This window comes from Polymorphospora sp. NPDC050346 (assembly GCF_040655695.1).
GTDB classification, from domain to species: Bacteria; Actinomycetota; Actinomycetes; order Mycobacteriales; family Micromonosporaceae; genus Polymorphospora; species Polymorphospora lycopeni.
Window position 1 is genome coordinate 176,586 of record NZ_JBFAKM010000006.1, and the last position, 21,552, is coordinate 198,137.

At 72.4% G+C, this 21,552-nt stretch carries 21 protein-coding genes and 1 pseudogene; 15 read left to right on the top strand and 7 right to left on the bottom strand.

Annotated features, from left to right (window positions below; all coding sequences use genetic code 11):
* Positions 1 to 16: 16 nt before the first annotated feature.
* The 3 genes from AB0I42_RS08805 (at position 17) to AB0I42_RS08815 (ending at position 2,678) form a co-directional block, all read left to right on the top strand.
* On the top strand, positions 17 to 889 hold the full coding sequence (locus AB0I42_RS08805) for a PPK2 family polyphosphate kinase (RefSeq protein WP_357535679.1): 873 nt from the start codon (positions 17 to 19) through the stop codon (positions 887 to 889).
* A gap of 157 nt (positions 890 to 1,046) precedes the next feature.
* The gene (locus tag AB0I42_RS08810) at positions 1,047 to 1,673 is read left to right on the top strand and encodes a DUF47 family protein (RefSeq protein WP_357535507.1); all 627 of its coding nucleotides are present in this window, start codon (positions 1,047 to 1,049) and stop codon (positions 1,671 to 1,673) included.
* 3 nt (positions 1,674 to 1,676) lie between these two features.
* Entirely contained in the window at positions 1,677 to 2,678 is a 1,002-nt protein-coding gene (locus tag AB0I42_RS08815) for an inorganic phosphate transporter (protein ID WP_357535509.1), read from the top strand.
* An 85-nt stretch (positions 2,679 to 2,763) separates the two neighbouring features.
* Here AB0I42_RS08815 and AB0I42_RS08820 read toward each other — a convergent pair whose 3' ends face one another.
* On the bottom strand, positions 2,764 to 3,732 hold the full coding sequence (locus tag AB0I42_RS08820) for a Gfo/Idh/MocA family oxidoreductase (protein ID WP_357535511.1): 969 nt from the start codon (positions 3,730 to 3,732) through the stop codon (positions 2,764 to 2,766).
* A gap of 238 nt (positions 3,733 to 3,970) precedes the next feature.
* Here AB0I42_RS08820 and AB0I42_RS08825 point away from each other — a divergent pair, with 238 nt between their 5' ends.
* Positions 3,971 to 4,768 (top strand): NUDIX hydrolase, encoded by a 798-nt coding sequence (locus AB0I42_RS08825; protein ID WP_357535681.1) that lies wholly within the window; start codon positions 3,971 to 3,973, stop codon positions 4,766 to 4,768.
* Here AB0I42_RS08825 and mshD read toward each other — a convergent pair.
* From mshD to AB0I42_RS08840, 3 genes are all read right to left on the bottom strand, one after another.
* Positions 4,765 to 5,691 (bottom strand): mycothiol synthase, encoded by a 927-nt coding sequence (mshD, locus tag AB0I42_RS08830; protein ID WP_357535512.1) that lies wholly within the window; start codon positions 5,689 to 5,691, stop codon positions 4,765 to 4,767. The two genes, AB0I42_RS08825 and mshD, sit on opposite strands and share 4 nt — an antisense overlap.
* A gap of 66 nt (positions 5,692 to 5,757) precedes the next feature.
* Positions 5,758 to 6,711: a polysaccharide deacetylase family protein gene (locus AB0I42_RS08835; RefSeq protein ID WP_357535514.1), complete on the bottom strand. Its 954-nt coding sequence runs from the start codon at positions 6,709 to 6,711 to the stop codon at positions 5,758 to 5,760.
* Positions 6,712 to 6,898: 187 nt separating this feature from the next.
* Entirely contained in the window at positions 6,899 to 7,612 is a 714-nt protein-coding gene (locus tag AB0I42_RS08840) for a response regulator transcription factor (RefSeq protein ID WP_212825987.1), read from the bottom strand.
* A gap of 275 nt (positions 7,613 to 7,887) precedes the next feature.
* Here AB0I42_RS08840 and AB0I42_RS08845 point away from each other — a divergent pair, with 275 nt between their 5' ends.
* From AB0I42_RS08845 to AB0I42_RS08865, 5 genes are all read left to right on the top strand, one after another.
* Complete coding sequence (locus AB0I42_RS08845; RefSeq protein WP_357535516.1) at positions 7,888 to 8,898, top strand: hypothetical protein; 1,011 nt, start codon at positions 7,888 to 7,890, stop codon at positions 8,896 to 8,898.
* Between the two features lie 260 nt (positions 8,899 to 9,158).
* Complete coding sequence (locus AB0I42_RS08850; RefSeq protein WP_357535518.1) at positions 9,159 to 9,944, top strand: DUF2993 domain-containing protein; 786 nt, start codon at positions 9,159 to 9,161, stop codon at positions 9,942 to 9,944.
* A 64-nt stretch (positions 9,945 to 10,008) separates the two neighbouring features.
* Positions 10,009 to 10,086, top strand: a complete 78-nt coding sequence (locus AB0I42_RS08855) for an Ms5788A family Cys-rich leader peptide (RefSeq protein ID WP_331716730.1) — start codon at positions 10,009 to 10,011, stop codon at positions 10,084 to 10,086.
* Positions 10,087 to 10,255: 169 nt separating this feature from the next.
* Positions 10,256 to 11,104 carry a sulfurtransferase gene (locus AB0I42_RS08860; RefSeq protein ID WP_357535519.1) on the top strand — a complete coding sequence of 283 codons (849 nt, stop codon included), beginning with the start codon at positions 10,256 to 10,258 and terminating at the stop codon, positions 11,102 to 11,104.
* Positions 11,101 to 11,430: a DUF1416 domain-containing protein gene (locus tag AB0I42_RS08865; protein WP_357535683.1), complete on the top strand. Its 330-nt coding sequence runs from the start codon at positions 11,101 to 11,103 to the stop codon at positions 11,428 to 11,430. The genes AB0I42_RS08860 and AB0I42_RS08865 overlap by 4 nt, the downstream gene beginning before the upstream one ends.
* A gap of 126 nt (positions 11,431 to 11,556) precedes the next feature.
* Here AB0I42_RS08865 and AB0I42_RS08870 read toward each other — a convergent pair whose 3' ends face one another.
* Complete coding sequence (locus tag AB0I42_RS08870) at positions 11,557 to 15,936, bottom strand: S8 family serine peptidase (RefSeq protein WP_357535685.1); 4,380 nt, start codon at positions 15,934 to 15,936, stop codon at positions 11,557 to 11,559.
* Positions 15,937 to 16,582: 646 nt separating this feature from the next.
* On the opposite strand from AB0I42_RS08870, the pseudogene AB0I42_RS08875 reads away from it, so the two are divergent.
* Both AB0I42_RS08875 and AB0I42_RS08880 read left to right on the top strand, forming a co-directional pair.
* Positions 16,583 to 16,882, top strand: a pseudogene (locus AB0I42_RS08875) (winged helix-turn-helix domain-containing protein); the annotation flags it as partial.
* Positions 16,883 to 17,011: 129 nt separating this feature from the next.
* Positions 17,012 to 17,920 (top strand): hypothetical protein, encoded by a 909-nt coding sequence (locus AB0I42_RS08880; protein WP_357535521.1) that lies wholly within the window; start codon positions 17,012 to 17,014, stop codon positions 17,918 to 17,920.
* Between the two features lie 19 nt (positions 17,921 to 17,939).
* On the opposite strand, the gene AB0I42_RS08885 is transcribed toward AB0I42_RS08880, so the two are convergent.
* The gene (locus AB0I42_RS08885; protein WP_357535523.1) at positions 17,940 to 18,314 is read right to left on the bottom strand and encodes a DsrE family protein; all 375 of its coding nucleotides are present in this window, start codon (positions 18,312 to 18,314) and stop codon (positions 17,940 to 17,942) included.
* A 12-nt stretch (positions 18,315 to 18,326) separates the two neighbouring features.
* Between AB0I42_RS08885 and mtfM the strand changes: the two genes are divergently transcribed.
* Together mtfM and AB0I42_RS08895 are read left to right on the top strand one after the other, a co-directional pair.
* Positions 18,327 to 18,431 (top strand): small membrane protein MtfM, encoded by a 105-nt coding sequence (gene mtfM, locus AB0I42_RS08890; RefSeq protein ID WP_269746704.1) that lies wholly within the window; start codon positions 18,327 to 18,329, stop codon positions 18,429 to 18,431.
* On the top strand, positions 18,428 to 19,030 hold the full coding sequence (locus tag AB0I42_RS08895) for an FABP family protein (RefSeq protein WP_357535525.1): 603 nt from the start codon (positions 18,428 to 18,430) through the stop codon (positions 19,028 to 19,030). Before mtfM ends, AB0I42_RS08895 begins: the two co-directional genes overlap by 4 nt.
* A gap of 70 nt (positions 19,031 to 19,100) precedes the next feature.
* On the opposite strand, the gene AB0I42_RS08900 is transcribed toward AB0I42_RS08895, so the two are convergent.
* Positions 19,101 to 19,946, bottom strand: coding sequence for an aminotransferase class IV (locus tag AB0I42_RS08900; RefSeq protein WP_357535526.1), 846 nt, complete (start codon positions 19,944 to 19,946; stop codon positions 19,101 to 19,103).
* A gap of 40 nt (positions 19,947 to 19,986) precedes the next feature.
* On the opposite strand from AB0I42_RS08900, the gene AB0I42_RS08905 reads away from it, so the two are divergent.
* Both AB0I42_RS08905 and AB0I42_RS08910 read left to right on the top strand, forming a co-directional pair.
* The gene (locus tag AB0I42_RS08905) at positions 19,987 to 20,409 is read left to right on the top strand and encodes a Fur family transcriptional regulator (RefSeq protein ID WP_357535528.1); all 423 of its coding nucleotides are present in this window, start codon (positions 19,987 to 19,989) and stop codon (positions 20,407 to 20,409) included.
* On the top strand, positions 20,406 to 21,512 hold the full coding sequence (locus AB0I42_RS08910; protein ID WP_357535529.1) for a folate-binding protein: 1,107 nt from the start codon (positions 20,406 to 20,408) through the stop codon (positions 21,510 to 21,512). The genes AB0I42_RS08905 and AB0I42_RS08910 overlap by 4 nt, the downstream gene beginning before the upstream one ends.
* The last annotated feature ends 40 nt before the right edge of the window (positions 21,513 to 21,552 follow it).

A 21,552-nucleotide genomic window follows, 5' to 3' on the forward strand; every position in this document is an offset into this window, starting at 1 on the left:
TGGCGACGTGAGCGAGATGCGGGATCTGTTACGGGTCGGCGGACCCGGACCGGTGGATCTCAATGCGATCCGGCCGAGGTCCACACCCGGACTGCCGACCGGTGACGTGGTCGGGCCGGTGCCCAAGGCATGGGGGCGGGCCCAGGTCGCGCAGATCGGCCGGGAACTCGCCGAGGAGCAGGAGAAGCTGGCGGCGCTGGCGAAGACCGAGCCGGATTTCGACCGCCGCGTCCTGCTGGTGTTGCAGGCGATGGACTGCGGTGGCAAGGACGGCACGATCAAGCGGGTGGCGGGCGCGATGAACCCGCTCGGCCTGCACATCCGGTCGTTCGGGGCGCCGACCGCGGAGGAGTTGTCGCACGATTTCCTCTGGCGGATCCGGCGCGCGCTGCCGGCCCCGGGCTATCTCGGGGTGTTCAATCGGTCACACTACGAGGACGTGCTCATCGCGCGGGTCGACGAACTGGTGCCGGAGAGCGTCTGGCGGGCCCGCTACGACCAGATCAACGAGTTCGAGGCGGAACTCGTCGACAGCGGCTTCACGCTCGTGAAGGTGATGTTGCATATCTCACCCGAAGAGCAGCGGGAACGGCTGATGGAGCGGCTGACCGATCCGCACAAGCACTGGAAGTACCACCCGAGTGACGTCGAGGCCCGTCGCCGGTGGGCCGACTACCAGGCCGCGTACGCCGAGGCGCTGGCGTATTGCAGCACCGACCGGACGCCGTGGTACGTCGTACCGGCCGACCGTAAGTGGTACCGCGACTGGGCGGTGGCGAACCTGCTCCGCGAGACCTTCGCCGACCTCGGGCTGTCCTACCCGGCGGCGACTTTCGACGTCGAGCGGGAGCGGCGGCGGCTGGAGGAACAGGTCATTCCGTCACTCTGACGAAGGTAAACGGAGGGTGAACTGGGCACTAATGGCGCATGACCAGGGGTGGGCGCTCAGCAGGCGCGATTCGGGGTTCCCTAGCATTCCCCGAGGATCCCGGGGAACCGTCCCCGAGGCCGCATCCCCGTCGATCAGGAGCAACGAGGTCCGCGCTGTGAAGTTTTCCTTCCGCCCCACCGAGGGCGCCTTCTACGAGCTCTTCACCAGGGCGGCGGAGAACCTGGTACGGGGCACCGAACTGCTCAACGAGCTGGCCCTGCCGGACGTCGACGTCCAGTCGGTCAGCGAGCGGCTGACCGAGGTCGAGCACGACAGCGACCAGATCACCCACCAGCTCTACAAGAAGATCAACTCCGCGTTCATCACGCCGTTCGACCGCGAGGACATCTACCAGCTCGGCTCGCAGCTCGACGACGTCATGGACCACCTCGAGGCGGTCGGCAACCTGCTCTACCTCTACGGGCTGACCAAGTTGCCGTCGCTGCCCCGGGAGATGCACGAGCTGGTCGACGTGCTGGACCAGCAGGCCAAGCTGACCGCCGAGGCGATGCCCCGGCTGCGGTCGATGAAGGACCTCGAGGACTACTGGATCGAGTGCAACCGGCTGGAGAACGAGGGTGACCGCGCCTACCGGATGCTGCTCGTCCGGCTCTTCTCCGGCGAGTACGACGCGCTGACCGTGCTGAAGATGAAGGAGGTCGCCGACGAGCTGGAAGCCGCCTGCGACGCCTTCGAGCACGTGGCGAACACAGTCGAGACCATCGCGGTCAAGGAGTCCTAGGCCTTGTCCCCCGAGCTCATCGCAGTTCTGGCCGTCATCCTGGTCGCCCTGGTCTTCGACTACACCAACGGCTTCCACGACGCGGCAAACGCCATCGCCACCAGCATCTCGACCCGGGCGCTGACCCCCGGCGTCGCGCTGGGCATGGCCGCCATCGGCAACTTCATCGGCGCCCACTTCGGCGCCGAGGTGGCCAAGACCGTCGGTAGCGGGCTGGTCAACCTGCCCACCGGCAAGGCGAGCCTCGCCATCGTCTTCGCCGGGGTGGTCGGCGCGATCACCTGGAACCTCATCACCTGGTACTTCGGCCTGCCCTCGTCGTCGTCGCACGCGCTCATCGGCGGCGTCGTCGGCGCGACCCTGGTCGCCGCCGGCGAGGTCCTGTGGAGCGGCATCCTGTCCGACGTCGTGGTGCCGATGATCCTGTCGCCGGTGGTCGGCTTCGTGCTCGGCTACCTGGTGATGCTGCTGGTCCTGTGGACCTTCCGCAACGGGCACCCGGGCAAGCTGAACCGCGGTTTCCGGTGGGCGCAGACGGCCTCGGCCGCGGCGATGTCGGTCGGCCACGGCATGCAGGACGCCGCCAAGACGATCGGCATCATCGTGCTGGCCCTGTACGTCGGCGGTTACCAGAGCGACGCGGAGACCATTCCGGAGTGGGCGTTCTGGACCTCGGCGACCGTGCTGGCGCTGGGCACCTACGCGGGCGGCTGGCGGATCATCCGTACCCTCGGTCGCAAGATCATCGACCTGCGCCCGCCGGAGGGTTTCGCCGCCGAGACCGTCGCCAGCGGCGTGCTCTACTTCAACGCCCTGGTGCTCGGCGCGCCGATCTCCACCACGCACACGATCACCTCGGCGATCATGGGCGTCGGGGCGACCAAGCGGCTGTCGGCGGTCCGGTGGGGGGTGGCCGGCAACATCGTCGGCGCCTGGATCCTCACCTTCCCCGCCGCCGGCTCCATGGCCGCCCTGTTCTACCTGATCGTCCGCCCGCTGTTCTAGCCACACCCGTCCCCGCGATCTTGCACTCCTCGCCCGTCAAAGGCGACAAAAGGGGGAGACAAGTGCAAGATCGCGGGGCGTGGGGTCAGGTGTACGAGACGCCGATCTGCGCGCGGACCGTGTCGAGCAGCGACATCACGTCCAGGGTCGCGGCGTGCGGCACCAGCGGACTCTCCCGCAGCCCCGCCCGCAGGCACCGCTGCACCTCGGCCGCCTCGTACTGGTAGCCGCCACCGGTCTGCTCGGTCACCACGGTCTCCGCCTCCGCACCCGCCCGCAGCAGAGTGAACCCGCCCGGCCGGAAGAACGGCGAGGGCAGTTCGATCCGCCCCAGGGTGCCGGTCACCGAGGCGGTGGTCGGCGTGCCGCCCACCAGCCCGCAGGTCAGCGTCGCCACCACCCCCGACTCGTAACCCAGCACGATCCCGGTGTTCTCGTCGACGCCCTCCGGCCCGATCTTCGCCCAGGCGCGTACCTGGTCGGGGCGGCCGAGCAGCAGGTAGGCCAGGCTCACCGGATAGACGCCGAGGTCGAGCAGGGCACCACCGCCGAGCTCCCGGGCCCGCAGCCGGTGCTCGGGCGGGAACGGCCCGGCCAGCCCGAAATCAGCCCGTACGGTGGTCACCTCGCCGATCGCCCCGTCGGCGATCAGCTCCAGCACCCGCAGGATCGTCGGGTTGCAGCGCATCCACATCGCTTCCATCAGGAACAGGTCGCGGGCCCGCGCCGCCTCGATCAGTTCGGTCGTGGTGGCCAGGTCGAGCGTGAACGGCTTCTCGCACAGCACCGCCCGGCCGGCGTCGAGGCAGATCATGGTGGCCAGGTGGTGCGCGGAGTGCGGGGTGGCGACGTACACCACGTCGACGTCGCCGTCGGCGGCCAACTCCTTCCAGGTCCCGTACGCGCGCGGGATGCCGTACCGGTCGGCGAACGCCTGGGCGCTCGGCAACGACCGGGAGCCGACCGCCACCACCTCGGCGTCCGGCAGCAAACCAAGGTCTTCGACGAACCTGCCGGCGATGTGGCCGGTGGCGAGGATGCCCCAACGAGTCATGCCCGCACGCTAGTCGAGGCCGGCCCGGCCGCCGAGAGCGAGATCGTCCCGTCCCGGCCCGGCGAGGGCCCGGTGGCGGGCCGGCTCCCGGCCGCCGGCATAGGCTGGCCGGGTGACATCGACCGACCCCCAGCCCCCGGTGCCGGAGGCACCCGCCCCCCAACTCCCGGTGCCGGAGGCACTCAACTCCCAGCCCCCGGTGCCGGCACCCGATCTCCACTTCCCGGTGCCGGAGGACCTGCTCGCCCGCGCCACCCGGTTCTACCGCGCCGAGGAGCGGCCGGTGCCGCCCCGGGTCGCGGCCACCGTCGTGCTGCTGCGGCCGGCCGACGCCGGCGGCTTCGAGGCGTACGTCATCCGGCGCCTCGCCGCGATGGCGTTCGGCGGCATGCACGCCTTTCCGGGCGGGGGCGTCGACCCGACCGACTCCGAGGGGCAGCTCGACTGGGCCGGGCCGGACACGGGGGAGTGGGGGCGCCGGCTGGGGCTCTCCGACGGGCCGGCCCAGGCGGTGGTGTGCGCGGCCGTACGCGAGGTGTTCGAGGAGGCCGGGGTGCTGCTCGCCGGCCCCGGCGGTGACACCGTCGTCGGCGACGTCAGCGGTGACGACTGGGAGGCGGCCCGCCGGGCCCTGGTGGCCCGCGAACTCGGGTTCGCCGACCTGCTCCGCGAGCGCCGGCTGACGCTGCGCTCGGACCTGCTGGTCCCGTGGAGCCGCTGGATCACGCCGGAGTTCGAACCCCGCCGCTTCGACACGTACTTCTTCGTGGCCCTGCTGCCGCGGGGGCAGCGGACGCGGGACGTGTCCGGGGAGGCCGACCACACAATGTGGATCAAGCCGGCCGAGGCGGTCGCCCGGGCCGAGGCGGGTGGGTTCGCGATGCTGCCGCCGACGCTGGTGACCCTGCGCGAGGTGGCCGCGTGCGCGGACATCCCGGCGGTGCTGGCCGCGGCGGCCGACCGCGACGCCGGCCGGATCATCATGCCGAAGCTGGAGGTCATGCCGGATGGCGAGGTCCGGTTCGTCCTGTCCTAGTCCCGTACGTAGTTGACGTCGACGGTCCAGCGGGCGAAACCGAGCCGGCCGTACAGCGCGATGGCGCCGGTGTTCGACTCGTCGACGTACAGCATCGCCTCGCCCAGGCCGCGCTCGCGCAGATGACGTAGCCCGGCCAGGGTCAGCGCGGTCCCCAGACCGGTGCCGTGGGCGGCCGGGTCGACGCCGAGGACGTACACCTCGCCGATCGGCTCGGCACCCCGGCCACCGTCGTGCACCTTGGTCCAGTGGAAGCCGAGGATCCGGCCGGTCGGGCCGTCGGTCGCCAGCAGGAAGCCGGTCGGGTCGAACCACGGTTCGGCGATCCGGGCCCGCAGGTCGTCCAGGGTCCAGCGGCCCTGTTCCGGATGCTTCGCGAAGGCCCGGTTGTTGACCGCGAGCCAGGGCTCGTCGTCCTCGCCGGGCCGGAACGGGCGCAGCGTCACGCCGTCGGCCAGCCGCGGCTCCGGGATCGGCTCGGCCAGCGACCGGCGCTGGGAGAACAGCACCCGGTCGCGGCGGAAACCCAGCCGCAGCGCCAGGGCGCCGGCCGACGGATGGTCGCCGTGCGCCCACACCCGGAGGGGGCCCACCGGCCCCGCCGTGCCGATCACGGCGAGCACCAGTTCGCGGCCGAGACCCTGCCGGCGTCGCATCGGGTGTACGACCAGTTCGGCGGCGGCACCGTCGGTCGCGCCGGACGCGTCGACGTACGCGTATCCGGTGAGTTCGCCCGCGGTGTCCCGGATCGTCAGGTGCGCCGCCGGGGTGTCCGACCCGTGCCGGATCCGTAGCACGACCTGTTCCGACAGCGGCTGGGCGCCGTCGGCGCGGTCGGCGGTCGCGGCCAGCGCCAGCACCTCGGCGGTCCCCGCCGGATCGAGCCGCTCGGCGGACTGGACGAGGGGGCGTTCGGTGCTCACCCCGTCACGGTATCCGGCGCCGCCGCCGGACACCGGCGACGGTGCGCCGCCGTACACCGCGGGGGGTCAGATCTGGCCCGGGTGCAGCGGCAGTTCGAGCCCGAAGCGGGGCGGCTGGTCGATCCCGGCCGGCAGTGCCTCGAGCAGGAAGCGGCGGCCCACGTTGGGCAGGATCGACCGCAGCGCGTTGACGGTGCCCTGCCGGTTGCCGCCCGCGTCGTGCAGCAGCACGATCGCACCGGGGTGGGCGCCCGCGTTCACCGTCGCCGCGATGCTGCCCGCACCGGGCACCGTCCAGTCCTGTGGGTCGACCGTCCAGTGCAGGGAGGTCATGCCCATCTCCCGGGCCACCGCGACCGCGCCCGGTGTCCAGTTGCCGCCGGGGTGGCGGAAGTAGGAGATCTTCTCGCCGGGGACGGCGGCCAGGATGGCCTCGTTCGTCCGGCGCAGGTCGTTCTCGATCACCGTCCGGCCCCGCGCCCCGAGGGCGAAGTCGTGGTTCCACGAGTGGTTGCACAGGGTGTGCCCGTCGGCCACGATGGCGCGTACCAGGTGCGGGTAGCGACGGGCGTTCTCGCCGACCAGACAGAAGGTGGCCCGGACCTCGTACCGCCGCAGCAGTGCCAGGGCCTGCGGGGTGTAGTTCGGGTCGGGCCCGTCGTCGAAGGTGAGGGCGACGTACGACATGCCGGTCGTCATCCGGCTGCCGAACGGCCCGTTCCGGTCCTCCGGCAGCGGCGGCCGGTTGGGCCCGGTGATCGGCTGCGCCATCGGCTCGGAGTTGCGGCGGGCCCGCTCCTGGGCGGCCGGCTTGGTGACCGGGGTGGCGGTCGCGGAGGCGCTGGGGCTGGCGGCGGTCGAGGCCGGTGCGACGTACGGGTCGACGGCCAGCCCGAGCGAGTAGGCGCCGGTCAGGATCGCCGCCACGGCCAGGACGGCGGGTACGACCGCTCGCCCGCGCAGCCAGGCGAGTACGGCGTCCCGCCGCTTCACTGGCGCCTCGTCGTTCACCTGGCCCACAACCGCCTCCTCTGTACCGATTCCGGCAACCAGAGTAAGTACGACTTAGAGCGCTAAAAGCGTGTTTAAAGCAAATCGGCCACACGGCGGCCGGAGGGGCACACAAAGCCGAGCGCCACCCGGAAAACCGGGTGGCGCTCGTCGGATATCCCGCCGCACGGCGACGGAACCGGTATAGGGGTGCGGATCAGACCGGCAGCGGCGCGGGCTCCGAATCCGGCAGCGACCGCGACGGGGGTACGACGAACTTGTAGCCGACCTGGCGGACCGTGCCGATCATCGACTCGTATTCGGAGCCGAGCTTGGCCCGCAACCGCCGGACGTGCACGTCGACGGTGCGGGTGCCGCCGAAGTAGTCGTAGCCCCAGACCTCGCGCAGCAACTGGTCGCGGGTGAAGACCCGGCCGGGGTGCTGGGCGAGGAACTTCAGCAGCTCGAACTCCTTGTAGGTGAGGTCGAGCGGCCGGCCCTTGAGCTTGGCGGCGTAGGTGTCGGGGTCGATGTTGAGCTCACCGGCGCGGATCGATCCACCGGCGCCGGCGGTCGCGTTGCTGAGCCGTCCGACCGCGAGCCGCAGCCGGGCCTCGACCTCGGCCGGCCCGGCACTGGCCAGGATGACGTCGTCGACACCCCAGTCGGCGGTGAGCGCGATGAGCCCGGCCTCGGTGACGACCGCGATCAGCGGCACCCCGAGACCGGTGGCGTGCAGCATCCGGCAGGTGGCCCGCGCCTCGCTCAGCTCGGACCGGGCGTCGACCATGACGGCGTCCGGGCTGGGGGCGGACACCAGTGTGCGTACGTCTCGTGGTGCGGTGCGTACCGCGTGCGGAAGCAGGTCGAGCGCGGGCAGTACGGCGGATGGTTCGCCGGCCCGTGCGGTCACCAGCAGCAGGATCTCCACACTTCACCTCCGTCCTCGCGGCCGCTGGCCGCGCGGTGACCGGCGGCTGTCGAGCTGGTCGCGCCGCGTCGTGGGCGGTCAGCTGTCGTTGCCGCGGAGTTGCCGGTCCCGGCGTCGCTGACGGGGCGGGTAAGGGCCGAGCTTAACCGATCCATGGCCCGAAAACGGCGGGTGCCGGTCCGATCATCTGTGTGTTCGGCCATAACGGATGAGGCGTTGTCCGGGGGTGTCCGCGTGATCCGTGCGTCATTTCCGGCGTCTGCAAGGATCGGAGGGTGTATCCCTCCACGCCGCCCGCGGCCGGCCGCGACGCCTGGTCCGACGACCCACCCCCCGGCGCGGCCGGTCCGCCGCACGGACCGGGTCGGCGCGGCTATCCGGCCGATCCGGGACCCGCGGCGCGCGAGGGGGACCCCGGCCACGAGCCCGACGACGACGCCGAGTTCGAGGACGAGATCGAGATCGTGCCGGTACGCCGCCGGCTGTCGGCCGCGATCGCCGGCTTCGCCGTGCTGGTCGGGGTCGGCCTGATCCTCGGCGCGCAGACGTCCGGCCCGGGCGCCCGGATCCCGTTCGCGGTCGTCGTCTTCGGCGTACAGGTGCTCTTCGTCCTGGCCTGGACCATGGCGACCCGGCCACCGGCGCTGCCCTGGGTCGCCGGGGTGGCCGTCGCCGTCGCCGCCGCCGCCGACCTGCTCGCGGTCACCCGGCAGGAGGCCGGCCTTTCGCCGCTGCTCCTCGTGGCGATCGGCGGTGCCGTCCTGGCCGTCCTCGGCCAGCTGGTCCGCCGGGCCGACCGGGCCCGGCTGACCGAGTCGGTCGGCGCCACCCTGCTGGTCACCTTCGGGGTGATGGCGCTGGGCACGCTGCTGGTCCTCAGCCGGGTTCCGGCCGGCACCCAGGCCATCTTCGTCGTGGCGACGGCGGCCGCGGTGGCGCTCCTCGTGGCCCGGGTGACCGACGCCGTGTTCCTCTGGCCACGGCTGGCCCCCCAGGTGCCGCGCGGCGCTGCCGGCGTCGTCGCCGGCGCGATGTGCGGCACCCTGGCGAGCGCGGTCCTCGGCAGCTACCTCGTGTCTTTCACCCCGGCGAGCGGGGCGGTGATCGGGCTGGTCGCCGCCGGTGCCGCCGTACTGACCGATCTCGGGGCCGGCTACGCCGAGGCGGGACGGCAGATGGCCGGCGATCCGCCGACCCTCTGGCTGGCCCGGCACCTCCAGGGACCGCTGGGCGGATTCGCGCTGGCCGCCCCGGTCGCGTACGCCATGACGGTGCTCTACCTCTGATCCGCCCCGGCCGACCACGGCGACGGATCACGGCGCCGACTCGCGCGATAGTGCCATCCGCGCGGCGGCGAGCGTGCCGGCGCCGCGATCCGGGTACAGAATCAGCCCGGCGCGCGGGAATCGTCGGCACCGCGGCCGGCCGCCCCCAGCGGGGTGGCGTACAGCGGAAGACGGGCCGGCCGCCCCAGCGGGGCGGCGTACAGCGGAAGACGGCCGGCCGCCCCACCGGGGCGGCGTACAGCGGAAGACAGGAGGCGGGCGTGGCAGACAGCTATCCGACGCGGGAGGTCCGGCCGCGCCGCCGGGGCCGGCGGCTGCTCATCGTGGCGGTGATCCTGCTCCTGGTGCTGGCCGGCCTGCTCGTCGTCGCCGACCGGGCCGCCGTCGGCTTCGCCGAGCGGACGATCGCACAACAGGTGAGCACCGAGGTCAGCCGGCAGAATCTCCAGGCGTCGCAGCCGGAGGTGTCGGTCGGCGGTTTCCCGTTCCTCACCCAGGTCGCCGCCGGCCGGTACGAGTCGATCTCGATCCTGCTGCGCGACGTCGAGGGATCGGTGCAGGGCCGCACGGTGAGCATGCCCGAACTGGACGTCAACGCCCGGGACGTCACCGCCTCGATCGAGACCCTCCGGTCCGGTCAGGGTGACGTACGGGCCCGCACGGTCGAGGGCACCGGCACCATCTCATACGCCAGCGTCGCCGCGCTGATCCAGCGGCCCGGCGTGACGCTCGCCGAGGAGGGCGGGCAGCTGGCGGTGAGCGCCCCGCTGGAGGTCCTGGGGCAGCAGTTCACCGTCCACGGCACGGCCGACCTGGCCATCAACGAGGGACAGGTGCAGGTCCGTTTCGAGAACCTGACCGCCGAGGGGCTGCCCGACGTGCCGGCCGCCCAGGCGCTGGTCAACGCGTACGCCCGGCAGATCTCGATCGACGTGCCGTTGCCGGCGCTGCCGTTCGAACTCGCCGTGCAGGAGGTACGCCCGCTGCCGGAGGGCCTGGCGGTGACCGCGACGGCCCAAGACGTGCCGCTCAACTCCACCGTGTGACGGCGGTTCCCGCATGCTGGTCGACCTACCAGCCGTGGTAACACGGCTGGTAGGCTGCCTGGTCATGGGGACGTTCCTCACCAAACGGCGCGCGGTCGACCTGTGCCGCGTGGCCACCTGCCTGTGTCGCCCCGTCATCTGACGGCGGGGCTGCCTCCCTCTGCGTACCCTCTGGTCTGAACGCTCGGCAGCGGCGCCGTCGCACAAACCCGTGATCCGCCCTAACTGGGTCCCGCGCGTGGTGCGACCGAACGATCCCGTGATCATCAACGCGCTGGCTCACCACCTCCATCGTCACAAGGAGTGATCTGATGAGTCGCGACACCGCACTCGTTTCGGCCGACTGGGCCGAGAAGAACCTCGGCGCCCCGGGCGTCGTCTTCGTCGAGGTCGACGAGGACACCACCGCGTACGACGGCGGCCACCTCGCCGGCGCGATCAAGCTCGACTGGAAGACGGACCTCCAGGACCCGGTACGCCGGGACTTCGTCAACAAGGAGCAGTTCGAGGCGCTGCTGTCCGAGCGTGGCGTGTCCAACGACGACGTCGTCGTGCTCTACGGCGGTAACAACAACTGGTTCGCCGCCTACGCCTACTGGTACTTCAAGCTCTACGGGCACGGCGACGTCAAGCTCATCGACGGTGGCCGCAAGAAGTGGGAACTCGACGCCCGTCCGCTGGTGAAGGACGCCGTCTCCCGCCCGGCGACGCAGTACGTCGCCCAGGACCCCGACCTGTCCATCCGGGCGTTCCGGGACGAGGTCGTGGCCGCCATCGGCACCCAGAACCTGGTCGACGTGCGCTCGCCCGACGAGTTCGCCGGCCGGCTGCTCGCCCCGGCGCACCTCCCGCAGGAGCAGGCCCAGCGGGCCGGCCACATCCCGACCGCGGTCAACGTCCCGTGGTCCAAGTCGGCCAACGAGGACGGCACCTTCAAGTCCGACGACGAGCTGCGCGCCCTCTACGCCGACGCGGGTCTCGAGGACGACAAGGACACCATCGCCTACTGCCGCATCGGCGAGCGCTCCTCGCACACCTGGTTCGTGCTCAAGGAGCTGCTCGGCCACCAGAACGTGAAGAACTACGACGGTTCGTGGACCGAGTACGGCTCGCTCATCGGTGTGCCGGTCGTCCTCGGCGACGAGCCCGGGAAGGCCTGACGACGATGACCGCACCCACATCAACCGGCTGCGCCGCGCCGGACCAGGCGGCTCCGTTGCCCGCATCGGTCGACCTCACCCGCGAGACCGTCATCACCGGCGTGGTCAAGACCGCCGACGGTGAGGCGGTGGCCGGCGCCTACGTCCGGCTGCTCGACTCGACCGGCGAGTTCACCGCCGAGGTGGTCACCTCGCCGGCCGGCCAGTTCCGGTTCTTCGCCGCCCCCGGCACCTGGACGCTGCGGGCGCTGTCCCGGCACGGCAACGGTGACGCGACGGTCACCGCCGCGCAGGGCGTCAACGAGGTCGGCGTCAGCGTGGGCTGACCCGGCATAGGACGACCGAAGGGGGAGCCGGTGACCGGCTCCCCCTTCGTCATGTCCGGACCATCCGGGCCGGGACCGGCCCGCGGGTGGTTTCACACCACCCGACGGACCGGCCCCGGGACCGGATCAGATCCCGCCGAGGCGGGGCGCGCAGGGGCTCGACGGCGCGAGCGTGAAGTCGCTCGTCGCCACGAAGCCCGGCTGCACCTGGATCCGTACGGCCTGCGGGATCCAGCCGTCCTTGGCCACGATCACCTCGTAGCGCCCACGCGGGATCCAGTACGCGTACGTACCGTTGCCGCCCGAGGTCAGCGTGTAGCCGACGCCCGGCGTGTTGAGCGAGTTGAGGCGGACGGTCGCCGCGACGCCGACCCTGACCCCGGCACAGGTCTCACCGATCACGGTGCCCTGCACCTTGCCCCAGCTGGTCGGCGGCGAGACGTTCATCTCGACGCTGATCGCCGGGACCGGGTAGGAGGTGTCGGAGACGATGCCCAGCTCGGCCGTGTAGGTGCCCGGCTGCTCGACCCCGGCCGCCGCGGTGGCGGTCAGGGTGACCTTCACCTTCTTCGACTCGCCCGGGGCCAGCGTGAACTCCGTCGGGTCGGTCGACAGCCACGACACGTCGCCGGCGGCGTCGCACAGGTCGAGCCCGCCGAGCATTTCGGAGTCCGCCGAGCCGACGAACGACGACGGCGAACCACCGATCTTGTACGCGCCGCAGGCGGCGGCACCCCGGTAGCGGGCGAACTGGGCGTTCGGCAGGTTGAGCCATTCCGCCGCCACCGGGTCGTACGCGATCGTCCGGTTGGTGACCGTGGTGGAGGCGGCGGTGACGCCACCGGCCAGCACCAGCAGGCCACCGGCGGAGGTGCCCTGCGCACCCCACAGGTCGATCGGCATGTCCGGCAGCGGGCTCCACTGGTCGGCACCCGGGTCGTAGGAGTACGCGTCGGTGAACTCCGACGCCCCGGCGCCGCCGGCGCAGTAGACCTGGCCACCGATGCCGCCGCAGGACATCCACGCGACCGCGAGCGGGTAGTCGGCACCGGTGCCGAACGCGCCCGCGGCGGGGTCGAAGATGACCGTGTCGTTGGAGTCGGTGCAGGCGCTGTCGGCGCAGCCACCCACCAGGATGACCTTGCCGTCGACGACCGCCGTACCGGCCGCCGACCGCGGTGCCGGGTTGGTCACGCCGGCCAGCGTGCTCCACGTACCGGCCGCCGGGTCGAAGACGTCGACCGTGGCGACCGGCGTGCCGCCCGGCCCCCAACCACCGATGACGTAGAGCTTGCCGCCGACGGCCGCCGCCGACGGCTTGGCGCGGGCGTTCGGCATGTCCGGCAGCGCCGTCCAGGCGTTGGTCTCCGGGTCGTAGACCCAGGCCTTGCGCTCGATGCCGCTGCCGCTACCGCCGCCGACCGTGTAGACCTTGCCGTCCAGCGTCGCGGCGGCGTTGTCGAAGACGGCCGCCGGGTAGTTCGCGATGCGGGTCCAGGCCTCGTCGACCGCCGGAGCGGCGGCCCCGGTCACCCCGGGCGCCGGGTAGACGGTGCCGGTGGCGGCCTTGCTGATGCCCTTCATCTGGTGCTCGGCGAGTACCGCACCCTGGCGGCCGAGCAGTTCGAACGCGCCGGTCCGCTCGACGAACCCGACGGTCGCCGGGGCGCCACCGGTGTTCTTGACCGTGACCGTGGTGGTGCGGGTGCTGCCGTACGGCTGGTGCGACTCGATCGACGTCGGGCTGACCGTGAGCCGGCCCGACGGCAGGGCGAAGTCGCTCCGTACGGTGCCGTTGGCGGCCACGTTGACGTTCTTCGTGACCGGCTGGTACGGCGACCGGGTGGCGGTGAACGGGTGCGATCCGGTCAGGCTGGAGAACAGCCAGTAGAAGCCGTCACCGATGTTCGGGTCGTCCGGCGTCGCCGCCGAGACCGCCTTGTCCAGCGGCTCGTCGCCACTGGTCACGGTCGCGCCGTTGACCGCCGCGCCGGTGTTGGCGTCGGTGACGAAGCCGACGACCAGGCCACCCGGCTCGGGGGAGCAGGTGCGGTTGACGACCTTGACGTCGTCGACCTGCCACCACCAGGCCCAGGTGCCCTTGTAACGGAACCGGATGAGGGCCTCTTCCGCACCCGCTGCCGGGGCCAGCGAGATCTCCTCGATGGTCGGCCCACGCCGGCTGGTGGTCTGGTGCCAGACGTTGACCCAGGTGGTCCCACCGTCGATCGAGACGTCGACGTCGGCGGTGTTGGTGCTGCCGACGGCCCGGAAGTCGCTGTTGAAGCGCAGGTACGGGCCGGTGGCGTCGGACAGGTCGATCGGCGGCGAGATCAGGTCGGTGTCCTGGGTGTTGCCGCTGCCCAACCGGTCACTGTCGATGATGGCGAAGTTACCGGTGCCACCGGTCAGGTTGCCCCGCAAGCCCGGGTCGTTGAAGACCCAGCCGCCGCTCGCGGTGCGGTTGACCACCGACCAGCCGGCCGGGGTGGTGGTGGCGTCGAAGCTCTCGCTCGCCAGTGGCGTGCCGAACGAGGCCGAGTAGCCGGCCGCCGTGCAGGCGGGGTCGACCTGGACGGCGAAGTCCACGGTCTGCGCCGCCGAGCCGACCGTCACGTCCCGGACGACCGTCTGGTAGCCGGGGTACTGCACGGTGGTGGTGAACCGGTAGTCGGTGTCGCCGGCCACGGTGAACGAGTACTGGCCGGTTGCCGGGTTGGTGAAGACGGGGCCACCGGGGCGGCCGGCAACCTCGATCTTCGCGTAGAGCGGGTAGCCCTTGCCGGAGCCGTCGGTGACCTTGCCGCTGACCGTGACGACCGGCGCGGCGGTGAGGGTGAAGTCGCGGGTCACCGCGCCGCCCTCGGTCACCGTGACGGTGGCGGTCTGGCTGCCGTAGCCGTACGCGGAGGCGGTCACCTCGTGGTCGCCGGCCGGCAGGTTGAGCGCGTACCGGCCGTCGGGGCCGGTGACGGTGCTGCGGGTGCCGGAGACGACGTTCGCGCCGACGACCGGGTTTCCGGCCGAGGTGACGCTGCCGCTGACCCGGCCGACCGGACCGCGCGGGGCGGCGGTGACCGCCTGGTACGCGTTCAGCCGGCCCTCGCCGAAGGTGTTGTTGTTGTCGGCGGTGCCGCCACAGGTGGTCGCGTTGACGTCGGTGGCGGTGTCGTCGAGCAGTGCCTGGGTGGCGTCGAGGTCGCCGATCAGGCTCGGTGCCGCCGACCAGATCAGCGCGATCGTGCCGGAGACGTGCGGGGCGGCCATCGAGGTGCCGTTGAACGCGGCGTACCCGTTGCCGTCCACAGCGGACCGGACGTTGATGCCCGGCGCGGCGATGTTCGGCTTGATGCCACCGTCCACGGCGGACGAGCCGCGGCTGGACAGGCTGCCGATGTTGTTGTTGATGTCGTACGCGCCGACCGCGTACGAGATCGGGTAGTCGCCGGGCGAGCCGGTGGTGTTGCAGCCCGGGCCGGAGTTGCCGGCGGAGAAGACGGGGAACATGCCGACCGTCCGCCAGGCGGCGACCGTCTGCAGGTACCACTCGTCGCCGCCGCCACCGCCCCAGGAGTTGTTGATGATGTCGGCGTGCAGGTCGGGGCGGGGGTTCTGGCCGTTGAGGTCGGTGGGGGCGAGCATCCACTGACCGGAGGCGAGCAGGGCGGCGTCGCTGCAGCTACGGCTCTCGCAGCCCTTCGCGGTCATCCACTTGGCGCCCGGGGCGACGCCGATCTGGTTGGCTTCGCCGTCGTCGCCGGTCATCGTGCCCATGGTGTGGGTGCCGTGGTCGTTGTTGTCACACGGCACGTCGCCGGGGCAGACGTTCGACGGGTCGAACCAGTTGTAGTTGTGGTCGAAGGTGCCGTTGCCGAGGTTGCCCCGGTAGCTGTTGACCAGCGCCGGGTGGTCGAACTGGGCACCGCTGTCGATGCTGCCGATCACGACGCCCTCACCGCGGACGCCGTACTCGCTCCAGACCCGGGGCGCCTCGACGTTGGTGATGTTCCACTCGACGGCGTTGGTGCCGGACCGGTCGGCGGTCGGAGCGTTGCGCTCCGGCTCGACCAGTTCGTACGTCCGCGCCGGCTCGATGCTCTCCACCTCGGGGCGAGCGGCGATCAGGTCCACAAGGGCCTTGTCGCCGGTGACCCGCAGCGCGTTGGCGATCCAGAACGCCTGGTAGGGCACCTTGCGCTCGTCGAGTTCGGCGCGCAGACCACGCTGGGTGCGCGACGCCGTGTCGGTGAGCTGCCGGTAGGTCTCGGCGGCCCGGGCGTCCGAGGTGGACAGCCGGGCGGCGCCGCCGAGCTGGGCGCGTTCCTTCAGGTAGACGGTGAATTCGGTGCTGCCCTCCCGGGCCAGTTCAGCCGCCAGTTCGGGGTTGACCTGGGCCTTCGAGGCGGCTGACGCGATCCCTGGCGTCCCGGTGAGGGCCAGGATGATCGCGGCGGCCACGGCCGTCGATCGGGTTACTAACGAACGGCGTCTTGAGCGATGTGACATAGGGTTCCTCTCCCGCAACCGTTTGAAGTCATGCTCTGGTGGGTAGAGGTAGTGATCAATGGATTCGGGCGGGCAGTTTTCGGGCAAGATTCTGGCCCGATTCAGGCGACCGTCAGAAAGTTGTCGCACATCGACGACAGACACTGTTGACTCTGTCGATGGAACGGCGTTGGCTGATGGTGCACGGCAGACCTGGGAGGATTCTGGGAGGACCGCGTTGGTCGATGGCGACGTTCCGCTGGTCGTTTGCGTATCAGCGGATCCGACGGTCCGCGAGCGGGTGGTACGGCGCCTCGACGACTGTGGCGCCGTCGTGCTCTGTGCCGACCTGACCGAGCTGCGCGCGCTGCTCTTCCCGGCGCAGCTCGTGACTCCGGCGGTCACCCCGGTTCCCGCCACCCCGGTGGCCGCCGCCCCGGTTCCCGCCACTGCGGCCGGCAACGGTCCGTCCCTTGTGCCATACCGGCCGGTCGGGCTGACCGGCGAGGTCCTGCCGGCCGCGGCACCCACGGTCGCGACCCTGTCCGGCCCGCCGATGCCCTGGCCGGCGCCGCCGCCCCGGCACGCCCCGGTGCCCCCACCCGGCCCGGTCACCCCGCTCACCGGCCCGCCGGTCCAGGTAGCCGACCAGGCGGCCCAAGCCGGCCCGATCCGGCTCGGCGAACTCACCATCGACGCCGCCGGGCACCTGGTCACCTGGCGCGGCGAACCGCTCGCGCTGACCCGGCTGGAACGGGCTGTACTCGCCGTGCTCGCCAGCCCGCCGCTCGCGGTGTGGACCTACGAGCGGCTCTTCGGCTCGGTCTGGGGCGGCGCCTACCTCGGCGACACCGCGATCCTGCACTCGGCCATGAAGAGGTTGCGCCGCAAGCTGCGCGCCACCGACGACGACCTGCGGGTGCAGACCGTGCGCGGGGTCGGCTACCGGCTGGCCGTACCGAACTGACCGGCCGCCGGCCGGCACCGGCACCGCGGACCCGCCGCCCGGCACCGCGGACCCGCCGGCCCGGCACCGCGGAGCCCGCCGGCACCCGGCACTGCGGGTCCGACCGGCGAACGTGCCACCATGGGCGGCGTGAGCATCGACCCGCCCCGGCAGCTTCCGCCGGTCGCACCGCCGCAAGTGCCGCCGCCCGGCGGCTGGCCCGCCCCGGCCGGTGCCCCGCCCGCACCCCGTCCCCGGCGCTGGCTCATCGCGGTCGGCGCCGCCTGGGCCGTGGTGCTGCTGGTGCTCGCGTACGTCTCCACCCGCACCGACGAGCCGACCGTCCGCGAGCAGCGCGGCATGGCCGAGGCCGGTCCGCTCGCCGACCGGGTGATCGGCGAACTCGTCGCCGCCGGCGGCACCGACGTGGTCGCGCAGCTCACCCCGATCCGCTACCGGACCGGGTGCCGGATCACCCCGATCCGTTCCGGCGCCACCCTGGAACGCGGCGTCACCTTCCGGACGACCGAGGCCGACGCGCCGGCCCTGCTCGACCGGATCGCCGACCGGCTGCCGCAGGGGTGGCGGGCCGGCACCCGGCACAGCGAGGGCGGCACCGTCCACTCGTTGCGCGCCGACGCCGGCGACTTCGTCGGCGTACGCGGCGGCGTCACCTCTCCCGGCGTGATCACCCTGACCGTCACCACCGGCTGCCGCCCCACGTCCGACGAGTACGACCCGACGGTCCGGCTGGCGATCGGACTTCCGATCGACACCGAGCCCGGCCGGATGCTGGCGGCGATCGGGGTCACCGCGGCCGGAGGGGGCGGGCGGGAGTCCGCCGTCTGCCCCGGCGGCGGGCAGGTCCACACCGCCTGGGCGACCGGAACCGGCACCCCGACCGGGCCGCTCGGCGACGCGCTCGCCGAGGTCCGGCCCGCCGACGCCGTGGTGGTGACCGACGCGCCGGACGGCTACGCCTACCGCGCCGGCGACACCGGCGTCGAGGTCCGGGTCATCGACGGCGAGGTACGGGCGACCGTGACGACGGGTTGCTGACCGACCGCCGGATCGGCGGTCAGTAGACGAGCGCCTGCGCGCCGTCGGCCAGCGACTCCTCGACGAAGACCGCCGCCCCGGCGATCCGTACGCCGGGCAGCACGTCGTCGGGGCCGATGTCGCGCCGGGCGGCGCACTGCGTGCAGACGGTGACCCGCCCGGCGGCCAGCACCGCGCCGAGCAGGTCGGTCAGCGGCGCCGAATGCGGCAGGTCGAACTCCGCCGCGCGGCCCGGCAGGGCGAACCACGACGACTCGCCGGTCAGCCACAACGACACGTCGACCCCGGCCGCGGCCGCCGTCGCGGCCACCGTGAACGCCTGCGCGCACCGCTCCGCCGAATCCGAACCCGCGGTGGCCTTTACGACGAGAGTGCGAGCCATACCGGTCAGCATAGGATGACCTTCGTGGTCACCGAGATCGGGTTCGTCAGCCTGCTGGTCGCGGGCTTCGGCGCACTCGCCGGTGGCCTGGTCTACCTAGCCGTACGCATCTCGAGAGGACGCTGGTGACTACTCCCGCGGACGAGAACCCGATCGGCCCGCCGCCCTGGCTCAACGCACCGCCGGTCGATCCGTACCCGTTCGAGGAGACGCACGACCTTCGGGTCGGGCCCGACCTGCACCCCGCGCTGCTGGGGCTGCTGCCGTACATCGGGGTCTGGCGCGGTCGGGGCCGTGGCGGCTATCCGACGATCGACGACTTCGACTACGCGCAGGAGATCCGGATCAGCCACGACGGCCGGCCGTTCCTGCACTACGAGTCGCGGGCCTGGCTGCTCGACGAGCAGAGCCGGCCGATCCGGCCGGCCGGCCGTGAGGTCGGCTGGTGGCGGCCGGTGTTCGACGGCGAACGGGTCACCGACGATCTCGAAGCGCTGATGATGACCCCGACCGGCATCATGGAGCTCTACCTCGGCCGGGTCAACGGCACCCAGGTCGAGTTGGCGACCGACGCGGTGCTGCGGACCGCCACCGCCAAGGAGGTCACCGGTGGCCACCGCCTCTTCGGCATCGTCGAGGGGGCGCTGCTCTACGCCCAGGAGATGGCCGCCGTCGGCCACGGCCTGACGCCACACCTGTCCGCCCGCCTCGTCCGCGTCGGCGGCTGACCCGACCCCGTCGGCACCCCGGACCGGTCGCCCGGCGGCCGGTCCGGAAGCCGCCAGGCTCCGCGAGCCGTCAGGAGAAGCCGAGCAGTTCGCGGATCGCCGCCGTGTGCGGCGACGGCGGCAACGCCACGCCGTCGAGCGACCGCACCTCCGCGACGCCGCGAACCGACGAGGTGAACCACACCCCGCCGGTCGAGTGCAGGTCGGCCGGCGTCACCATCCGTTCGTCGGCCGCCCAGCCCAGCTCCCCGGCCCGGGCCAGCAGCCAACCGGCGGTCACCCCGGGCAGGATGCCGGTGGCCGCGGCCGGCACCGTGCACAGCGTCGCCCCCTCCAGCCAGACCAGACTGGCGGCCGGCCCCTCCAGGGCGAACCCCTCCGTCGACGTCCACAACACGTCGTCGACCCCATTCGCCACCGCCCAGCGGCGGGTCGCCTGGCTGACCCCGTACGACGTGCTCTTGACCCCGGCGAGCAGCCACGGCGCGGCGGCGCGGGCGGTCGCGGCGACGCCGAGCGGCAGGGTCGCCACCGAGATGCCGGCGCGGCGGGCGCGCACCGCCGCCGGACCGATCCCGGACAGGGTGGCGAAGGCGGTCGGCGGCCCGCCGTGCTCCGGGCCGCGGGTGCAGACCAGCCGCACCGCCCCCTCCAGATCGGCCGGCCAGGCCGCGCAGACCAGGTCGATCAGCCCGGCGAGGTCGGGGAGCGGGGCGAGCGGCAGGTCGACCTGGTCGGCCGAGCGGGCCAGCCGGGCCAGGTGCGGGTCGCGTAGCCAGGGCTGCCCGGCACGGACGTGCATAGTCTCGAAGAGGCCGTCGCCGTGCAGCACACCCCGGTCGTCGGCGCGCACGACCGGGGCGTCCGGGGCGACCAGACCCCGGCCCAGTACGGCCACGAACTGCGGGCTGGACACGACTCCCGAGCGTAACGGGGATTCGAACTATGATCGGGCCGTGTCGGACACATCGCTCGCCGAAGTGCTGCGGTCGCGGGGGCTGCGGCTCACCGCGCAGCGGCAGCTGATCCTCGAAGCCGTGCACGACCTGGGGCACGGAACCCCGGAGCAGGTGCACAACGCCGTCCGTGAGGTTGCCGCGGGCGTGAACATCACCACTATCTACCGCACCCTGGAACTACTCGAAGAGCTGGGACTTGTTACCCATACGCACCTGTCGCACGGGTCGCCGACCTATCACCCGGCCGGCGCCGACCAGCACGCCCACCTGGTGTGCCGGTCGTGCGGCGAGGTCGACGAGATCGACCCGGCGACGCTGATGCCGCTGGCCGAACAGCTGGCGGCGCAGCGGGGGTTCCGGGTCGACATCGGGCACGTGTCGTTCTTCGGGGTCTGCGTGAAGTGTGGGGAGCAGGAATGATCGATCTACCGGGCGCCGTGGCGGTCGAGGCCATCGACGAGGAGTCACCCGACGCCGGCGTCGCCGCCCACTACGGCGACCCCAACCGGGAGCAGCGGGCGCTGGCGACCGACGTCGGACTGGTCGACCGCTCCAACCGGGGGGTGCTGGCCGTACCCGGCGAGGAACGGGTGAGCTGGCTGCACACCATCACCACCCAGCATCTCGCCGCGCTCGCCGACGGGCAGGGCAGCGAACTGCTCGTCCTCTCCCCGCACGGGCACGTCGAGCACCACGCGCTGGTCGCCGAACTCGACGGCACCACCTGGCTCGACACCGAACCCGGGCCGGCCGCCGGCGAACTGCTCGGCTTCCTGGAGAAGATGCGGTTCTTCACCCGGGTCGAGCCCCGCGACGCCACCGCCGAGTGGGCCGTGCTGTCGCTGGTCGGCCCGAGCGCGGCGCAGGCCGCCGCAACCCTCGGCGTCGACGGGCTCACCGACCCCGACACCCTCGACGTCCCGGCCGCCAAGTTCGCCGCCGGCTCCGTGCCACCCCGCCCCACCAGCCGATACGCCGTACGGCCGCTGCCCGGCGGCGGGTGGGCCCGGCGCGGGCCGCTCGGCGTCGACCTGCTCGTGCCCCGGGGGTCCGTCGACGAGGTGGTGGGCCGGCTGACCGCCGCCGGTGTGCCGGCCGCCGGGCTGTGGGCGTACGAGGCGATCCGGGCCGCCGCCCGCATTCCCCGGGTCGGCTTCGAGACCGACCACCGCACCATCCCCGCCGAGATCGACCTGGTGGCGCCGGCCGTACACCTCGACAAGGGGTGCTACCGGGGCCAGGAGACGGTGGCCCGGGTGCACAACCTCGGCCGACCGCCGCGCCGGCTGGTCCTGCTGCACCTCGACGGGGTGGCCACCGACCAGCCTCCCGCCAAGGGCACCCCGGTCACCACCGACGACGGCCGGACGGTCGGGTTCGTCGGCACCGCCGTACGCCACTTCGAGCTGGGCATGGTCGCGCTGGCCGTGGTCAAGCGCAACGTCGCCGACGACGCGCGGCTGACGGTCGGGGAGTCCGCCGCCGCCATCGATCCGGTGCCGGAGCCGAGCCGGGTGGCGTGAGATGCCAGGTGGCGGTGACCCGACATGGTTTCCGGCACCT

Bases quoted from the DNA above. Each gene is read 5' to 3' on its own strand.
- AB0I42_RS08885 (WP_357535523.1), bottom strand. From the start codon at position 18,314: ATGCTGACCGGTATGGCTCGCACTCTCGTCGTAAAGGCCACCGCGGGT.
- AB0I42_RS08805 (WP_357535679.1), top strand. From the start codon at position 17: ATGCGGGATCTGTTACGGGTCGGCGGACCCGGACCGGTGGATCTCAAT.
- AB0I42_RS08870 (WP_357535685.1), bottom strand. From the start codon at position 15,936: ATGTCACATCGCTCAAGACGCCGTTCGTTAGTAACCCGATCGACGGCC.
- AB0I42_RS08820 (WP_357535511.1), bottom strand. From the start codon at position 3,732: ATGACTCGTTGGGGCATCCTCGCCACCGGCCACATCGCCGGCAGGTTC.
- AB0I42_RS08910 (WP_357535529.1), top strand. From the start codon at position 20,406: ATGATCGATCTACCGGGCGCCGTGGCGGTCGAGGCCATCGACGAGGAG.
- AB0I42_RS08860 (WP_357535519.1), top strand. From the start codon at position 10,256: ATGAGTCGCGACACCGCACTCGTTTCGGCCGACTGGGCCGAGAAGAAC.
- AB0I42_RS08855 (WP_331716730.1), top strand. From the start codon at position 10,009: ATGGGGACGTTCCTCACCAAACGGCGCGCGGTCGACCTGTGCCGCGTG.